Below are 14,764 nucleotides of genomic sequence, written 5' to 3'. Positions count from 1 at the left end.
AGTGAAAAGCAAATTGCTGATTACTACTTCCTGTTTCCTGCTCACTGCCTTTTTTGGATGTGCTACTGCTCCTAAATATATTGATAAGAACTGGTACAAAAAAGAAGAAAAAACTGTCCGTAAAGATATAATAGAATCCGCCTATAAAATAAAAAAAATGGAACCATCTTATAACGACAGAATCAAAATCTATGACCAGCTCAAAAAAGAAAAAGTGCCGTATATTATGGATTGTTCAGGATTTGTTCGTGCTGTTTATGTAATGACAGGAATAAATCAGTTAGAGAATAACATTAAAAAAATTTCGGGTGAGCGTAATGTTCAACGAATATGGAAAATACTTTATCAGCATAACAAAATATACAGTAAAAATATAAAACCTGTCAAAGGCGACATAATTTTTTTTGATAACACATACGATACCGATAGAAATCCAGAAACATATGATAAACTCACCCATATCGGAATTGTTGAAAATGTAGACAGTAAAGGGACTATAAAGTACATACATAGTTCAGTTGACGAAGGTGTTATTGTTTCTTTTGCTAATCGGCGTTATCCTCGTAAAGATACATTATTAAGAAAAAGAAGAAAAAAAGATCCAAAAGGAACAAAATATCATTCCGGCGAATTGATAAACTCTTTTGGCACTTTCTTTAATATCCCAAAGAAAAAAATGTAGATATGATTAATATAAAACTTATTGGAGAAAAACCAGAAGTTGTAAAAAAAGCAATAGCAGACAGGAATCTAAAATTTGATTTAGATAAAATTATTTTGCTGGATGAAGATTACAGAAAAATCCTGAAAGAAAACGAAGAATTTAAAACAGAAAGAAATAAGGTCTCTGATGAGATAGCAAGAAGTCAGAGGTCAGAAGTCAGAAGTCAGAAGATAAAAGAGATGCAACAATTGAAACAGAAAATAAAAGAGAATGATGAAAAAATAAAAAATTTTGAGACAGAACTTATAGTACAAATGTACTATATTCCGAATATTCCTGATGTAACAGTACCGGTTGGTAAATCTCCGGAAGATAACAAAATTGCCCGGCAGACTGGCGAGATAAAACAGTTTGATTTTGAGCCGCTTGACCACCAAACACTCGGTGAGGGCTTGAAAATTCTGGATTTTGTAACTGCTTCAAAACTTTCAGGAACAAGGTTCGCATTGCTCAAAAATGAAGGCGCAAAACTGGAACGTGCCTTGATAAATTTTATGATTAATGTTCATCTGTCACGCGGCTATAAAGAGATTTTTCCGCCTTTTATCGTTGACAAAAAATGTCTCGTCGGAACGGGTCAGTTGCCAAAGTTTGAAGAAGAACTTTATAGATGCGAAAAAAACGAATATCTTATTCCGACTGCCGAGGTCCCACTCGTCAATATCCATCGTGAAGAAATTTTAGCCGAGGCGCAACTTCCGATAAGTTATGTTGCATATACCGCCTGTTTCCGACGGGAAGCGGGCTCATATGGGAAAGATACTCGCGGGCTGATAAGAAATCATCAGTTTAACAAAGTAGAACTTGTAAAATTTACAAAGCCAGAAGAGTCAATAACAGAACTTTACAAAATGGTTTCAGATGCCGAAGAGGTTCTTAAACAACTTGAACTTCCATATAGAGTTGTAGAATTATGTACTGCTGAACTGGGTTTTTCGTCGGCAAAAACATATGATTTAGAAGTTTGGATGCCAGGTGAAAAGAAATGGCGTGAGGTTTCCTCAATTTCAAATTGTAAAGATTTTCAGGCACGCCGTATCAATTGCAAATTTCGTAGAGACAAGAAATTAGAATTCATACATACTCTAAATGGCTCTGGAGTTGCTGTTGGTAGGACTTTTGCTGCTATTTTAGAAAATTGTCAAAATAGCAATGGTTCTATTTCAATTCCTGCAGCACTCCAAAAATATACAGGTTTTGTAAAGATTACAAAATTTTAACCTTTAACTTTTTACCTGTTACCTGCAGTTTACGGAGGAATTATGGTTGAGTATTCACGAAAAATGGACTGGCAGATAAATAATAATGTAAAAATAGAACTTGTCAAACGCTGGATAAATACACAAAAATTGAGAATCACAACAACAAAAGGTAATACTGAGATAAAAGGCGAATTGGAATTCACTGGCAAAGCAGCGCATGATATGGAAGAAGTAGCAATTATGAATATGCTGAAAAATCTTGATATGGCGCTTAAAGGGGTTCCTAATTTAAGAGATATAAAATGGGATTTAGACCTGTTCAAAAAAGTCGGCTCCCGCTGGCAGCCAGTAAAATCGCTAAAAGCTGAAAAAGAAAAAGAAAAAAAAGAAGAAGAGAAAAAGCAAGAAACAGTATAAGTTACCTTTTTTGTGATAAAATTTTTTTGAGTTCAGAATAATTTAGACAGTTTAATAGGTCTGATTTTTCAAGCCAGCCTCGGCGAGCAACAAACAGTCCATACTTCAAGAAACTCAGCTGGTCTATAAAATGTGCATCCGTTCCAATTACTAATTTTATACCTTTTTCTTTTGTTTTTCTACACCATATATCCTGTAAATCCAGCCGTTGAGGGAATGCGTTTATTTCTAAAGCTACACCATACTCAGCTGCTGCATTTATAACTTGTTCAAGATTTACTGAATACGGTTCTCGTTCACCTATTAACCTGCCTGTCGGATGGCAAATTATATCTACAAATTTGTTTTTTATCGCTTTTATTATTCTGGTTGTCATTGTTTTTTCGTCTTGCTTAAAACCAGTATGTATTGACGCTACCACGATATCAAGCTCATTTAATACATCGTCCGAATAATCAAGTGTACCATCCGAAAGAATATCCACTTCACTACCGCATAGAAGTTTTATATCTTTTGAATTCTGATTAAATTTTTTTATTGCTTCAACTTTTTTAAGAAGCGTTTTTGTATCCAGCCCACCTGCAACTTTTAGCGATTGAGAATGGTCACAAATACCAAGCCAGTCATAACCCAGTTGTTTCGCTCTCTCTACAACTTGGTCAATTGTCATATGTCCGTCAGAGTAGTTCGTATGAATATGCATATCACCTTTGATGTCTGCCAACTTAACCAACTTTGGAAGTTGATTTTTGTATGCCAGTTCTATTTCGCCTTTTGCCTCTCTTAGTTCCGGTGGAATGAATTGGAGTTTAAGTTTTTTGTAAATTTCTTCTTCTGTTTTCCCACCAACTTTTTTATTGGTTTCTAATTCAAATATACCATATTCGCTAATTTTGTAGCCAAGTTTATTCGCAAGCTCGCGTAATGCAATGTTGTGTTGCTTGGAGCCCGTAAAATACTGCAGTGCCGCACCAAACTCCGACTCTTTCACAATCCGTAAATCAACCTGAATATTTTCGTCAGTAAGAATGCTTGACTTAGTTTCACCTTTTGCCAGAATCTGTTTCCCAAACGAACAGAACCGTTCTGTAATTTTTTCAGGATTTTTTGAGGCACATAAAATATCAATATCGCCAATTGTTTCTGCACGGCGTCTTAAACTGCCTGCTTCTGAAATCTGGATGATATCCGCCCTGCCATCCGCTTCTTCCGTTTTCAGTTTTTTAATAATTCTTTCTGCAATTGAAAGCGCATCAGAAATAAGAAGTCGTTCTTTGCCTTGTTTGATAAGTTCAATCCCTTTCAGTATGTTTTCTTCAGTCTTTTCACCTAGCGTTTTGATATTGCGTAAAAGCCCATTCTGTGCTGCGTTTTTTAATTCATCAACTGTCTTTACGCCTAATTTGTCATAAATAAGTTTTGCTTTTTTAGGACCCATTCCGGGAATTGACATTATCTGTAAAAGACCGGCTGGGAAATCCTTTTTTAACTCATCAAGATATTTCAATTTGCCTGTTTCAAGATATTCCTTAATTTTTTCAGAAATACTTTCGCCGACACCGCTTATTTTTTCACCACGGCATATCGCTTCTTTAATATCTTCTGTAAGTGATGAAATATTCATTGCCGCCTTCTCATATGCACGGATTTTGAACGGGTTCTCGTTTTTGAGCGATAGAAGTTCGGCAATCTGATACAGAATTTCAGCAACCTCTTTGTTTTTCATATTTTGTCCAATTAGTCCAATTGGTCTAATTGGATATTATAGTTTTTTTGTTTGACTTTTTCAAGTTTTTTGATAAAATAAAAATTATGATTTTTTTTACTGATAAACTGTATCTGTCAACAAAAGGTAATTGTGAGATTGTAGATATAACAGACAGGGTTTCGGCTATTTTAGAGAAATCAGATATAAAAAACGGTATTATGAATATTTTTGTACCGGGTGCAACCGGTTCAGTTACAACTATTGAATATGAACCGGGACTGATTACAGATTTCCAGAATCTTTTAAGAGAAATTGTTAAAGAAAATAAGGACTATCAACATAATAAAACACACTCAGATAAGAATGCTACCTCGCATCTGCGTGCGTCATTATTAGGTGCTACGCTTTCTGTTCCGATTGAAAACGGTCAGTTAACATTGGGCAGATGGCAACAGATTGTTTTCGTAGATATGGATAATCGTCCACGGGATAGAAAAATTATTGTAAAAATTATTGGTGATTAAAATGCTCGTCGGTATAATGGCTGACTCACACGATAATTTACCTGCTATAAAAAAAGCAGTAAATTATTTTAACGAAAAAAATGTCGCAATTGTTCTGCATGCCGGCGACTATGTTTCGCCATTCACCGCACAAGAGTTTGAAAAACTAAAAATGAAATTAGTCGGTGTATTCGGTAATAATGACGGCGACAAACCGTATCTTTTAGAAAGATTCAAAAATATAGGCGAACTTCATCAGGATTTTGTTGAACTTGAAGTTGACGGAAAAAAAGTTGTTTTAATGCACCAGCCGAAATTTATAGACGAACTTCAGAAGAGCAAAAAATATGATATTGTGATTTACGGGCATACCCATAAAATTGATATAAGAAAAAATACCGCACTTATTGTTAATCCCGGTGAATGCAGTGGCTGGCTTACTAATAGATGCACAGTTGCAGTTGTTGATACGCAAAAAATATCAGCGGAAATTATATATCTGTGAAAAAAAATTTCATAGCGATTTTTTATTTCATTTTTTTTCATATTTTTTTTAGTTCTGTTTTTAATCTTTATGCTGATGTTTATTCAAAAGCAAAAGTATTAAATATTGGCTCGTCCGAGATAAAATCAGGTGTTGTAATTCAAGATGTTAACTTAAGAATTTTAACCGGGAAATTTAAAGGTTCAATTGTAAAAACAAATAATTATCTATGGGATGAAAAAAATTACAATACCTGCATTAAGCATGGCAATACAATTGTTGTCAGAATAAATGAGACCGCAGATAGCAAAATTGACAGTGTTTTAATTAAAGGTTACCCGCGTGATAGAATCCTTTTTTTATTTTTGCTGTTTTTTTTAATTATGGTTTTCGCTGTATGTGGTAAAAAAGGATTGATTGTAATAGTATCCCTCACAGTAACAATTTCATCATTTGTATTTCTGCTTTTACCAATGTTAAAAAACGGCTATCCACCTGTTATCGCCTGCAGTTTAGTTGCTATGTTTATTGCTTTAGTGATGTTGGTGTTAATACTGAAATTTTCCAGAAAATTTATAGCGTCAGCATTGAGTTTGTCAATAGGGCTGATGTGTTCCGTCTTGGTGTCGGTAATTTTTATTAATTTAACAAAAATTTCCGGCTTATTCATAGAAGGTTCCAGAATGATACTTACTGCAACAAGGTCAATAACCGACTGGACGATTTCTGATTTTCAAGGAATTATTATCGGCAGTGTTATTATAGCCGCACTCGGCGTAACGGTTGATATTATTGTTGACATAGTTGTCGGTATGAGCGCTTTATATTATACAAAAAAAGATATTACAAAAAATGAGTTAATGGCTTCAGGATTAAAAATTGGCAAAGATGTCTTGAGCGGAATGCTTGGCAGTTTGATTTTGGTCTTCACCGCTAGTTCAATTATTACGATTGCAGTTTATACCATGTTAAAAATACCGGTTTTGAGGGTTATTAACTGGGAGTTTTTCGCGGTTGTAATTCTGGAGGCGCTCATAGGCAGTATAACATTTGTTATAGTGATTCCAATAACCGTTTTGGTTTCAGGCATAATTTTTATAAACGCAGATTTCACAGATAAAAAACAAAATTACACAGATTAAATCCTGATGATATTATTATTATGATAAAAAAATTCTTTTTGTCATTCATTTTACTTCTCACTTCTCACTTCTCATTTCCCTCCGCCGTTAATGCCGATTCCTGGTCAGAAAAGCCGGATTACGATTTTTATGCCCATCCATTATTAGAACTCTCAAAAACAAATGAGAAGTTTACAGTCGGGAAGGTATTAAACACAGTTGATAAGCAGGAACAAAAAGCAACCCTGAATGTAAAACTTTTTAACGGTAAAATTATAAAAGCGGAAAAATATGAATACGATGTTCCAATTTTAACAAAAAATGGCGTGAGAGTTTTACTCGCTCAAAACGAATCCATTGATAAAACGGTTGTGGTTGATTATAACAGAAGTTTCTATCTTTTCATACTCGCTGGTTTATTTATATTTGTTGTTTTAGTTATCGGAGGAATTAAAAAAACAACAGGACTTATCGCAGTTGGTATCGGCCTAATTTTTATTATTTTTGTTTTTTTACCGCTTATGCTTCAAGACTGGTCTCCACTACTGCTGACAGTTGCTTCAATAATTTTAATTACTACTTCGGTGATATTCAGTATAAACGGATTTAGCAAGAAAGCGGTCTCAGCAATAGTTGGTACGATTTTAAGTTCTTTTTTTGTTATGGTTCTGGGTTTGATTTTTTATCCGCTTGCTAATATAAATGGCTTCTCATTAGAACCGGTTCAAATGCTAAATTATTTTTCCAGAAACTACTATTCTTTTCCATTTGAAAAATTTTCAGAACTTTTAATTTCTGTTCTGCTTATAGGTGCTACCGGAATAATTATTGATGTTGCTATCTGTGTTGCTTCTATAATGGAAGAAATCGTCTCAAAAAATAGCCAACTTGGAAGAAAACAATTGCTACCAATCGGCTTGAAGGCAGGTCGTGAAATTGCCGCCACCGTTTCTAATACACTGGTATTGGCATATTTCGGCAGTGAACTTCTTGTGATACTTTCTGCAACCATATCAATTAAATCGCTTATTCATCTTTTTAATAACGAATGGTTTTTTATAATTGTGTTCCAAATGTTAGCCGGTTCCATCGGTTTTTTTATAGCAGTTCCATTAACAGCATTTATTGCCAGTTTCTTAATGACTGGGAAATACTCTCCCCATCCCCAGCCCGTTACCTCAAAATAAAAAAAATTAAAAAATAAAAAAAGTACTTGACAAAAATACGGTTTTGTGTTATACTGTTAATGGAAATGATTTTCAATTAGGTAGCATTATGAGAAACGATAATTGGTGGTGCGGAAGATTCAGGGGCGTTGGTTACAGACTGACACTCCCGAGAGAAGCGATACTGGAAGTTTTAGGTTTTACGCGAGACCATTTAAGTGCCGAAGATATCTATCTCGCCGTGCACAAAAAATATCCAGTGGTCGGACTGACGACCGTCTACAGAACGCTTGATATTCTGGTCCGGCTCGGGTTGGTTTATAAATTTGATTTCGGCGACGGGCGGGCAAGATTTGAACTGGCGGAAGATTCAAAAGGTAAAAGACATCACCATCACCTTATATGTACGAATTGCGGAAGGATAATTGATTATACCGATTTTATTGATGATGAAGTGGAACTTTTGCAACTTGTTGAAAAAGGGCTTTCAGAAAAGTATGGTTTTAAAATAAAAGGACATCTTATACAGTTCTACGGGTTATGCGATAGATGTAAGTAAGTATGCATATATTTTTTTCTCATTTAATGAAAATGGTTTTCAATAGAATAAACGATACGAGGGTTTGGTCAGGTTTTAACCCGACCGTCTAAATCCGTTGTAGTCCCCGAATTTATTCGGGGATGAGCAAAGCGAATAAATCACACAATAATGTAGCCCGTGTAGCCCCCGATTTCAATCGGGGGAACTCGGGCGAAAGGAGGTGATTGTTATGCCAGGTGGAGATGGAACAGGACCGGTAGGTTTTGGACCAATGACAGGCAGGGCTGCTGGTTATTGCGCTGGTTATCCTATGCCGGGCTATATGAATCCAATCCCACGAAGAGGTTGGGGGTTTGGATTTGGTCGTGGCTGGGGTAGAGGGTTCGGTCGCGGTTGGGGCAGAGGATGGCGTTGGGCGTATCCATATAGAGCAGGTTACTACGGAGTACCGTACGGATATCCATATATTCCGGAAGTGACTCCTCAGCAAGAAGCGAACATGCTCAAAGAACAGGTGAAAGCGATGCAGGAAGAAATCAACGCTATGAACGAGCAGATTAAGACGCTGGAGAATGCGTCTGCCGAAGAAGAAAAAAAGTAAGTAAAAAGGCGTGAAAAAACGAAATGCGTGAAAAGGCAAGAAAGTAAAAAGGTAAAATCGTTCTTGCTTTTTCACTTTTTCACGCCGTTATAAAAAAGAGGGAGATATTTTATGAAGGTAGCAATCTCTACTGATGGTGATTTTGTGTCCGCCCATTTTGGTCGTTGCCCGTTTTTCACAATTATTGAAATAGAAAACGGAGAGGTAAAAAGTAAAAGCAAAATTGCGAATCCGGGTCACGAGCCGGGTTTTTTGCCGGAATTTCTCAGAAAAGAAGGTGTTGAATGTATTATCGCCGGCGGAATGGGTCAGCGTGCAATTGGGCTTTTTGGTGCTTCAGGAATAAAAACGATTATGGGTGTTTCTGGTAAAATTGAAGATGTGATTAAGCAGTTATTAGACGGAACATTAAAAGGTGGCGAATCACTCTGTAAGCCAGGTTCAGGAAAGGGCTACGGAGTTGATAAAACGGAGTGTGAACACGGAGGAGGTGTGGAATGAAGATATGTATAACATCACAGGGAAATAATTTAGATGCTCAGGTTGACCCGAGATTTGGAAGGTGTCAGTATTTTATTATAGTGGATTCTGAAACTTTAAAATTTGAAGCAATTGAGAATCCTAATATAGGTGCTATGGGAGGAGCAGGAATACAATCCGCACAGATGATAGCAAGTAAAGGTGCTGGAGCAGTTTTGACTGGGAATATAGGTCCGAATGCTTTTTCAACCTTACAAATGGCTGGTATCAAAATTATCAGTGGTGTTTCCGGAACCGTAAAAGAAGCAATAGCACTTTTTAAGAAAGGAAAAATAGAACCAACACAGGATGCAACAGTACCGGGACATTATGGAATTTCGTCAGGTGGAGGAATGGGAATGGGTCGTGGAATGGGTGTCCGTGGTAGTACAGGTCGTGGAAGACGGGGTGGAGGAGATCGCGGAGGTGGAAGATGAAAATTGCAGTATCTGCTACTGGTGGTTCAATGAGTGCACAAGTAAGTGAACAATTCGGCAGGTGTGCTTATTTTTTGATTGTTGATTCCGAAACAATGAAATAGGAACCAATTTCTAATTCAGCAGCAGGTATGATGGGAGGTGCAGGTCCTGAATCAGCGAGACAAATCGCAAAAACAGGTGCCGAAGTGGTTTTAACCGGTGCAGTTGGTCCTAATGCAAAAGAGGCACTTGATTCTGCAGGTATAAAAATTGTTACAGGAATATCCGGGTCGCTTACCGTCAAGCAGGCGATAGAGCAATACTTAAGCAAAAAATAGGAAGTATGGATGCCGAAATAAAAGAAAACCATAAAAAATATTTGGATAGGATTCGTCTTTACAAAAGTTTTGGTTATGATGTTGAAGAAAATAGAAAATTTATTTTTGAAGTAGCACAGCCAATTTATGGTGAGATATTGGAAATTATTTCAAGAATAAACATTTTACCGTCACAAAGGAAAGCAACGGATTTCAGCAGACGCTTATTATATTCAAGCTGCTAAAAAGGTAATTAAAAATTAAAAATGCTTTCTACCACAATTTTACATTTTACATTTTACATTTTTAATTGATTCTACTATGATTATCTCAGTTGCAAGTGGTAAAGGCGGGACCGGTAAAACAACCGTTGCTGTTAATTTAGCATTATCTTTAGATGAAAAAGTTCAATTCTTGGATTGCGATGTGGAAGAACCTAATGCCCATATTTTTCTAACACCAGAAATCAAAAAAAAACATTCCGTAAATATTCTCATACCTAAAATTGATGAAAGCAGATGTACTTATTGTGGAAAATGTAGCGAAATTTGTGCATATCATGCAATAGCAGTTTTACCCAAATCAGTAATGATATTTGAACAATTATGTCATGGATGTGGTGGATGTAGTTTGCTATGTCCTGAGAAAGCAATTGAAGAAGTTTGCAAAGAAATAGGAATAATACAAATTGGCAAATCTAAAAAAATTGAATTCATTAATGGAAAACTTAATGTTGGTGAAGCAATGTCACCACCACTCATTAGAGCAGTTAAAAAAAACATTACTGATGAGAAAGTGGTTATCATTGATGCGCCGCCGGGGACATCCTGCCCAGTTATAGAATCAATCAAAGGAAGCAATTACTGCATTCTTGTTACCGAACCGACACCATTTGGTTTAAATGATTTGGTTTTGGCAGTTGAAGTTATACGCAAACTAAAAATTCCTTTTGGGGTGGTAATTAACCGTTCAGATATTGGTGATGAAGAAGTTGAAAAGTATTGCCACAAGGAAAATATTCCGGTTCTAATGGAAATCCCTTTTGATAGAAAAATCGCTGAGGCATATTCAAGAGGAATTCCTGTGATTGAAGCAATTCTTGAATATAAAAAAAAATTTCAAGAATTATATAAAAATATATCTGGTGACTAATTCAAATGAAACAACTTGTTGTTATAAGCGGAAAAGGCGGAACAGGAAAAACGGTTATTACTGCTGCTTTTGCCAGTTTGGCCCAAAACAAGGTTATGGCCGACTGTGATGTGGATGCAGCAGATTTGCATATTTTGCTTGAACCTAAAATTTTGGAAAAACACCAGTTTACAGGCGGGAAAACTGCTGTAATCAACAACGAGAAATGTAACCAGTGTGGAAATTGTATAAAGGTATGTAGATTTGATGCCATTTCTTTAAATCCGCAATCCACAATCCACAATCCACAATCTGTATCTATTGACTCTATTTCCTGTGAAGGTTGTGGTGTTTGTTTTCATATTTGTCCTAAGATGGCAATCAAAATGGAGGATAATCTATCAGGCGAATGGTTTATATCAGAAACAAAATATGGTCCGTTTGTTCATGCTAAATTAGGTATTGCAGAAGAAAACTCAGGTAAACTGGTTACTGCGGTCCGACAAAATGCAAAATTGATAGCAGAAAAAGAAAATCGTGATTTAATTATCATTGATGGGCCTCCAGGAATAGGTTGTCCCGTCATTTCTTCAATTACCGGCGCAGATTATGTTCTAATAGTAACCGAACCCACTCTATCAGGTATACACGATATGGTCAGGGTAATAGAACTGGCACAACATTTCAGAGTAAGGATTTGTGTAGTCATTAACAAATACGATTTGAATATAGAGATGACGAAAAAGATTGAAAATTATTGTAAAATTAGTAAAATTAGTGTTATGGAAAAAATTATCTACGACTCAGTTGTAACCGAATCGGTGGTGAACAAAAAAACTATTATAGAATATTCCAATGGAAAAGTTGCCCGGCAAATTAAAAATGTTTGGGAGGCAATTCAGAATGAACTTAATTAAGAAATTTTTACTTTATCCAATGGCTTTTGTATGCTTAATTTGTCCTTTGTGTATTATTGCTCGCACCAAACCGCAATCAGGTTTGGCAAAGTTTGTAAAAAGTTTATCTAAAATATGCCCGTTCTGTCTGACATACAGAAAGTTAAAACTTCAATAATGTGCCCCCGACTTCAGTCGGGGGTGAGCGAAGCGAATAGGAGGTGATTGGAGATGGAGATTAAACTGACTGATGAAAATTTTAAGAAAGAGATTCTGGAATCAGAATTAACGGCATTGGTGGATTTTTGGGCACCCTGGTGCGGTCCATGTAATATGGTGGCACCGATAATAGAAGAAATCGCCAAAGAATATCAGGGGAAACTAAAAGTTGGGAAGTTGAATGTTGACGAAGCACCAGAAACAGCGTCGGCATACAGTGTTATGGCTATTCCAACTTTGATGATATTTAAAAACGGTAAGGTAGTAGAAAATATAGTTGGAATAACCCCTAAAAAAAATATAGAAGAGAAAATAAAACCGTATATTTAGGAGGATAAAGAAATGCCTCTTTATACCTATATTTGTAAAGATTGTGGCGAGAGTTTTGAATTACTTGTAGGAATTAACGCTAACAGGGAAGAGTTAAAATGTGAAAAATGTAACAGTAAAAATATTCAGAGGACATTTGCTTCTTTTAATACGGGTTCAAGAAGTTCGTCTCCCACTCCAACCTGCCCGACGGGAACCTGTAATTTAGATTAGATATGAAAACAGAAATACACAGAAACTGATTATGTTCAGACAAATCGTTAAAGAATTGAAGAATCATACGCCTTTTACATTTTTTGGCACGCTCACCGGGATAATTATTATGCTGTTTTCTTTAAAATTGCCCCATCAGGTTTCGTATAATATCTTTTATATACTTCATTCCTTGCATGTATTTTTAAGCGCGTTGGTTACTGCCGCTATGTATGGACTTCATGAATGCAGTCGCATCAGTGCCAAATGCATAAAAGGTCAATGTAACCTTTGGATATTACTTATAATTGGTTATGTAGGTTCGGTAGGTATTGCTACAATCAGCGATTCAATTATTCCTTACATAAGCGAGGTAATGCTAAAGATGCCTAATCGGGGGATTCATTTAGGATTCATTGAGAAATAGTGGTTGGTAAACCCAATGGCTATCGCAGGGATAGTTATCGCTTATTTCTGGCCAAGAACAAAATTTCCACACGCAGGCCATGTATTATTAGACAAACTTTAGATACTACACGGTTATCTACAAATGATGAGAAACTACACAGAAAAATTTTAGTGCAGGTAATGTCTTTTCTTATAGATTCCATTCGAAATAATCCATCAAACGAAACTCTTACACCTCCGCATATCGGACGTCATGTTTATAAAATAATCAGAGAAATTACTGGTTGTAAAGACCCTTATCATGATATAAAAGTTAAATATAACAAAATTGCTTTGAAGATGTATCTTAAACTTAAAGAAATAGTCAAAAATTCTCCTGATCCGTTATTAACAGCAATAAGATTATCTATCGCTGGCAATATTATTGATTTCGGTGCAGGTACTCAATTTGATTTAAATGCTACTTTGAAAGAAGTGTTGATTAAAGAGTTTGCTATATTTCATTATGATTTCTTTTGTGAGAGTCTCAATAAAACAAAAACCTTACTTTATCTTGGTGACAATGCTGGCGAGATTGTTTTTGATAAAATATTGATAGAAGAGGTTAAAAAACTGCATAAGGTAAAAGTCTACTATGCAGTAAAAAGTATCCCGGTTATTAATGATGTAACTATAGAAGACACCAATGAGGTGAAGATGAACGATGTAGCTGAAATTATTCCTAACGGTTCTGATGCACCAGGAACGATTTTGGATCTATGTTCAAAAAAATTTCTAAAAATTTATAATAGTGCTCAGATGATAATTTCCAAAGGCCAAGGTAACTATGAAACATTGAATGAGGAAAACAAAAAGAATACATTTTTCCTTCTGAAAGTAAAATGTCCACTTGTTGCTGAGCATTTAGAAATAAAGGTTGGAGACATAATACTCAAAAAAGGAGCAAAAAAATAGCGAGGCATATTTGTTAATTAAAAAAGTCATTATCTTTTTGATGGTACTTTTATTTCCGTCGGTGTCGTATGCCAAAGATATCACTATCACTGTACTTTATAATAATGTCCCTGGCAACAAAAATCTAACTACAGCATGGGGAATGTCTTGTATTATTGAAGGTATAGAGAAAACGATACTCTTTGATGTTGGTGGTATGGGTACTATTCTTTTGTCTAATATGGAAAAATTAAGAATCGACCCAAAACAAGTTGATGTAATAGTGCTGTCTCATATTCACGATGACCATATTGGTGGAATATGGGACTTCTTAGAAAAAAATAATGATGTCATAGTTTATTTACCAGAATCTTTTCCAGAAGGATTTAAACATGACGTGGAGAAAATGTGTCAAAAAGTTATCTCTGTCAAAAATCCTGTAAAGCTACTTGAAAATGTTTATTCTACAGGTGAATTAGGTACATTGATAAAAGAACAGTCATTAGTATTGAATACAGAAAAAGGAATTATTGTAATCACTGGTTGTGCTCATCCGGGAATAGTAAATATAGTCAAGGAAGCAATAAAAATTACGAAAAACAATAATGTATATTTAGTTCTTGGTGGATTTCATCTGATAGCGTATAGTGAAAATGAAATCGAAGAGATAATTAAAGACTTAAAAAAACTTGAGGTTAAAATGGTCGGTCCCTCTCATTGCACTGGAGACAGACCTATAGAATTATTTAGAGAAGCTTGGGGCAAAGATTTCTTTGATCTTGGTTGTGGTGCAAAAATTAAAATAAAAGTCGACCTGAAAAACGGCTATAAATTTATATTTTACCGATAATAAAATGCTCTTGACACAACCGTATAAAAATGATACACTTATGACAAATGCCAAAAGGCATACAAAAAATAAATTTTATATTC

At 35.5% G+C, this 14,764-nt stretch carries 22 protein-coding genes; 21 read left to right on the top strand and 1 reads right to left on the bottom strand.

Annotated elements, in window-relative coordinates; genetic code table 11:
• Nucleotide 1 precedes the first annotated feature (1 nt).
• The 3 genes from AB1349_05630 to AB1349_05620 are packed head-to-tail and all read left to right on the top strand — an operon-like array spanning nucleotide 2 to nucleotide 2,343.
• Nucleotides 2–682: an NlpC/P60 family protein gene (locus tag AB1349_05630; protein ID MEW6556820.1), complete on the top strand. Its 681-nt coding sequence runs from the start codon at nucleotides 2–4 to the stop codon at nucleotides 680–682.
• 2 nt (nucleotides 683–684) lie between these two features.
• Nucleotides 685–1,944 (top strand): serine--tRNA ligase, encoded by a 1,260-nt coding sequence (gene serS, locus AB1349_05625; protein MEW6556819.1) that lies wholly within the window; start codon nucleotides 685–687, stop codon nucleotides 1,942–1,944.
• A gap of 42 nt (nucleotides 1,945–1,986) precedes the next feature.
• Nucleotides 1,987–2,343 (top strand): hypothetical protein, encoded by a 357-nt coding sequence (locus AB1349_05620; protein MEW6556818.1) that lies wholly within the window; start codon nucleotides 1,987–1,989, stop codon nucleotides 2,341–2,343.
• A 1-nt stretch (nucleotide 2,344) separates the two neighbouring features.
• Here the strand turns inward: AB1349_05620 and polX are convergent, their stop codons facing one another.
• Entirely contained in the window at nucleotides 2,345–4,069 is a 1,725-nt protein-coding gene (polX, locus tag AB1349_05615; GenBank protein ID MEW6556817.1) for a DNA polymerase/3'-5' exonuclease PolX, read from the bottom strand.
• Nucleotides 4,070–4,155: 86 nt separating this feature from the next.
• Between polX and AB1349_05610 the strand changes: the two genes are divergently transcribed.
• The 18 genes from AB1349_05610 to AB1349_05525 all read left to right on the top strand — a co-directional run bounded on the left by AB1349_05610 (nucleotide 4,156) and on the right by AB1349_05525 (nucleotide 14,681).
• The gene (locus AB1349_05610; protein ID MEW6556816.1) at nucleotides 4,156–4,575 is read left to right on the top strand and encodes a secondary thiamine-phosphate synthase enzyme YjbQ; all 420 of its coding nucleotides are present in this window, start codon (nucleotides 4,156–4,158) and stop codon (nucleotides 4,573–4,575) included.
• A 1-nt stretch (nucleotide 4,576) separates the two neighbouring features.
• Nucleotides 4,577–5,059, top strand: coding sequence for a metallophosphoesterase (locus tag AB1349_05605; protein MEW6556815.1), 483 nt, complete (start codon nucleotides 4,577–4,579; stop codon nucleotides 5,057–5,059).
• Nucleotides 5,056–6,180, top strand: coding sequence for a YibE/F family protein (locus tag AB1349_05600; GenBank protein MEW6556814.1), 1,125 nt, complete (start codon nucleotides 5,056–5,058; stop codon nucleotides 6,178–6,180). The genes AB1349_05605 and AB1349_05600 overlap by 4 nt, the downstream gene beginning before the upstream one ends.
• Nucleotides 6,181–6,200: 20 nt before the next feature.
• Entirely contained in the window at nucleotides 6,201–7,346 is a 1,146-nt protein-coding gene (locus AB1349_05595; GenBank protein ID MEW6556813.1) for a YibE/F family protein, read from the top strand.
• An 88-nt stretch (nucleotides 7,347–7,434) separates the two neighbouring features.
• Nucleotides 7,435–7,884 carry a Fur family transcriptional regulator gene (locus AB1349_05590; GenBank protein ID MEW6556812.1) on the top strand — a complete coding sequence of 150 codons (450 nt, stop codon included), beginning with the start codon at nucleotides 7,435–7,437 and terminating at the stop codon, nucleotides 7,882–7,884.
• A gap of 211 nt (nucleotides 7,885–8,095) precedes the next feature.
• Nucleotides 8,096–8,467, top strand: a complete 372-nt coding sequence (locus AB1349_05585) for a DUF5320 domain-containing protein (GenBank protein MEW6556811.1) — start codon at nucleotides 8,096–8,098, stop codon at nucleotides 8,465–8,467.
• Nucleotides 8,468–8,578: 111 nt separating this feature from the next.
• The gene (locus tag AB1349_05580; protein ID MEW6556810.1) at nucleotides 8,579–8,968 is read left to right on the top strand and encodes a NifB/NifX family molybdenum-iron cluster-binding protein; all 390 of its coding nucleotides are present in this window, start codon (nucleotides 8,579–8,581) and stop codon (nucleotides 8,966–8,968) included.
• Nucleotides 8,965–9,423 (top strand): NifB/NifX family molybdenum-iron cluster-binding protein, encoded by a 459-nt coding sequence (locus tag AB1349_05575; GenBank protein MEW6556809.1) that lies wholly within the window; start codon nucleotides 8,965–8,967, stop codon nucleotides 9,421–9,423. The genes AB1349_05580 and AB1349_05575 overlap by 4 nt, the downstream gene beginning before the upstream one ends.
• 131 nt (nucleotides 9,424–9,554) lie before the next feature.
• Nucleotides 9,555–9,743, top strand: a complete 189-nt coding sequence (locus AB1349_05570) for a NifB/NifX family molybdenum-iron cluster-binding protein (protein ID MEW6556808.1) — start codon at nucleotides 9,555–9,557, stop codon at nucleotides 9,741–9,743.
• A gap of 5 nt (nucleotides 9,744–9,748) precedes the next feature.
• Nucleotides 9,749–9,967: a hypothetical protein gene (locus AB1349_05565; protein ID MEW6556807.1), complete on the top strand. Its 219-nt coding sequence runs from the start codon at nucleotides 9,749–9,751 to the stop codon at nucleotides 9,965–9,967.
• A gap of 76 nt (nucleotides 9,968–10,043) precedes the next feature.
• Nucleotides 10,044–10,874, top strand: coding sequence for an ATP-binding protein (locus tag AB1349_05560; GenBank protein ID MEW6556806.1), 831 nt, complete (start codon nucleotides 10,044–10,046; stop codon nucleotides 10,872–10,874).
• A 5-nt stretch (nucleotides 10,875–10,879) separates the two neighbouring features.
• Nucleotides 10,880–11,770, top strand: a complete 891-nt coding sequence (locus AB1349_05555) for an ATP-binding protein (GenBank protein ID MEW6556805.1) — start codon at nucleotides 10,880–10,882, stop codon at nucleotides 11,768–11,770.
• Entirely contained in the window at nucleotides 11,757–11,927 is a 171-nt protein-coding gene (locus AB1349_05550; protein MEW6556804.1) for a hypothetical protein, read from the top strand. Before AB1349_05555 ends, AB1349_05550 begins: the two co-directional genes overlap by 14 nt.
• 53 nt (nucleotides 11,928–11,980) lie before the next feature.
• Complete coding sequence (gene trxA, locus AB1349_05545) at nucleotides 11,981–12,298, top strand: thioredoxin (protein MEW6556803.1); 318 nt, start codon at nucleotides 11,981–11,983, stop codon at nucleotides 12,296–12,298.
• Between the two features lie 12 nt (nucleotides 12,299–12,310).
• The gene (locus AB1349_05540; protein ID MEW6556802.1) at nucleotides 12,311–12,511 is read left to right on the top strand and encodes a zinc ribbon domain-containing protein; all 201 of its coding nucleotides are present in this window, start codon (nucleotides 12,311–12,313) and stop codon (nucleotides 12,509–12,511) included.
• 31 nt (nucleotides 12,512–12,542) lie between these two features.
• A complete protein-coding gene (locus tag AB1349_05535) occupies nucleotides 12,543–12,917 on the top strand; it encodes a hypothetical protein (protein ID MEW6556801.1) in 375 nt (124 codons plus the stop codon).
• Nucleotides 12,917–13,852 (top strand): ARMT1-like domain-containing protein, encoded by a 936-nt coding sequence (locus tag AB1349_05530; protein ID MEW6556800.1) that lies wholly within the window; start codon nucleotides 12,917–12,919, stop codon nucleotides 13,850–13,852. Before AB1349_05535 ends, AB1349_05530 begins: the two co-directional genes overlap by 1 nt.
• Before the next feature lie 142 nt (nucleotides 13,853–13,994).
• The gene (locus tag AB1349_05525) at nucleotides 13,995–14,681 is read left to right on the top strand and encodes an MBL fold metallo-hydrolase (protein MEW6556799.1); all 687 of its coding nucleotides are present in this window, start codon (nucleotides 13,995–13,997) and stop codon (nucleotides 14,679–14,681) included.
• Nucleotides 14,682–14,764: the final 83 nt, after the last annotated feature.

The sequence above is a fragment of the Elusimicrobiota bacterium genome, assembly GCA_040757695.1.
GTDB lineage: Bacteria > Elusimicrobiota > UBA8919 > UBA8919 > UBA8919 > JBFLWK01.
The sequence above is the reverse complement of the archived record's forward strand: the minus strand, read 5'-3'. Positions and strand labels throughout refer to the sequence as shown.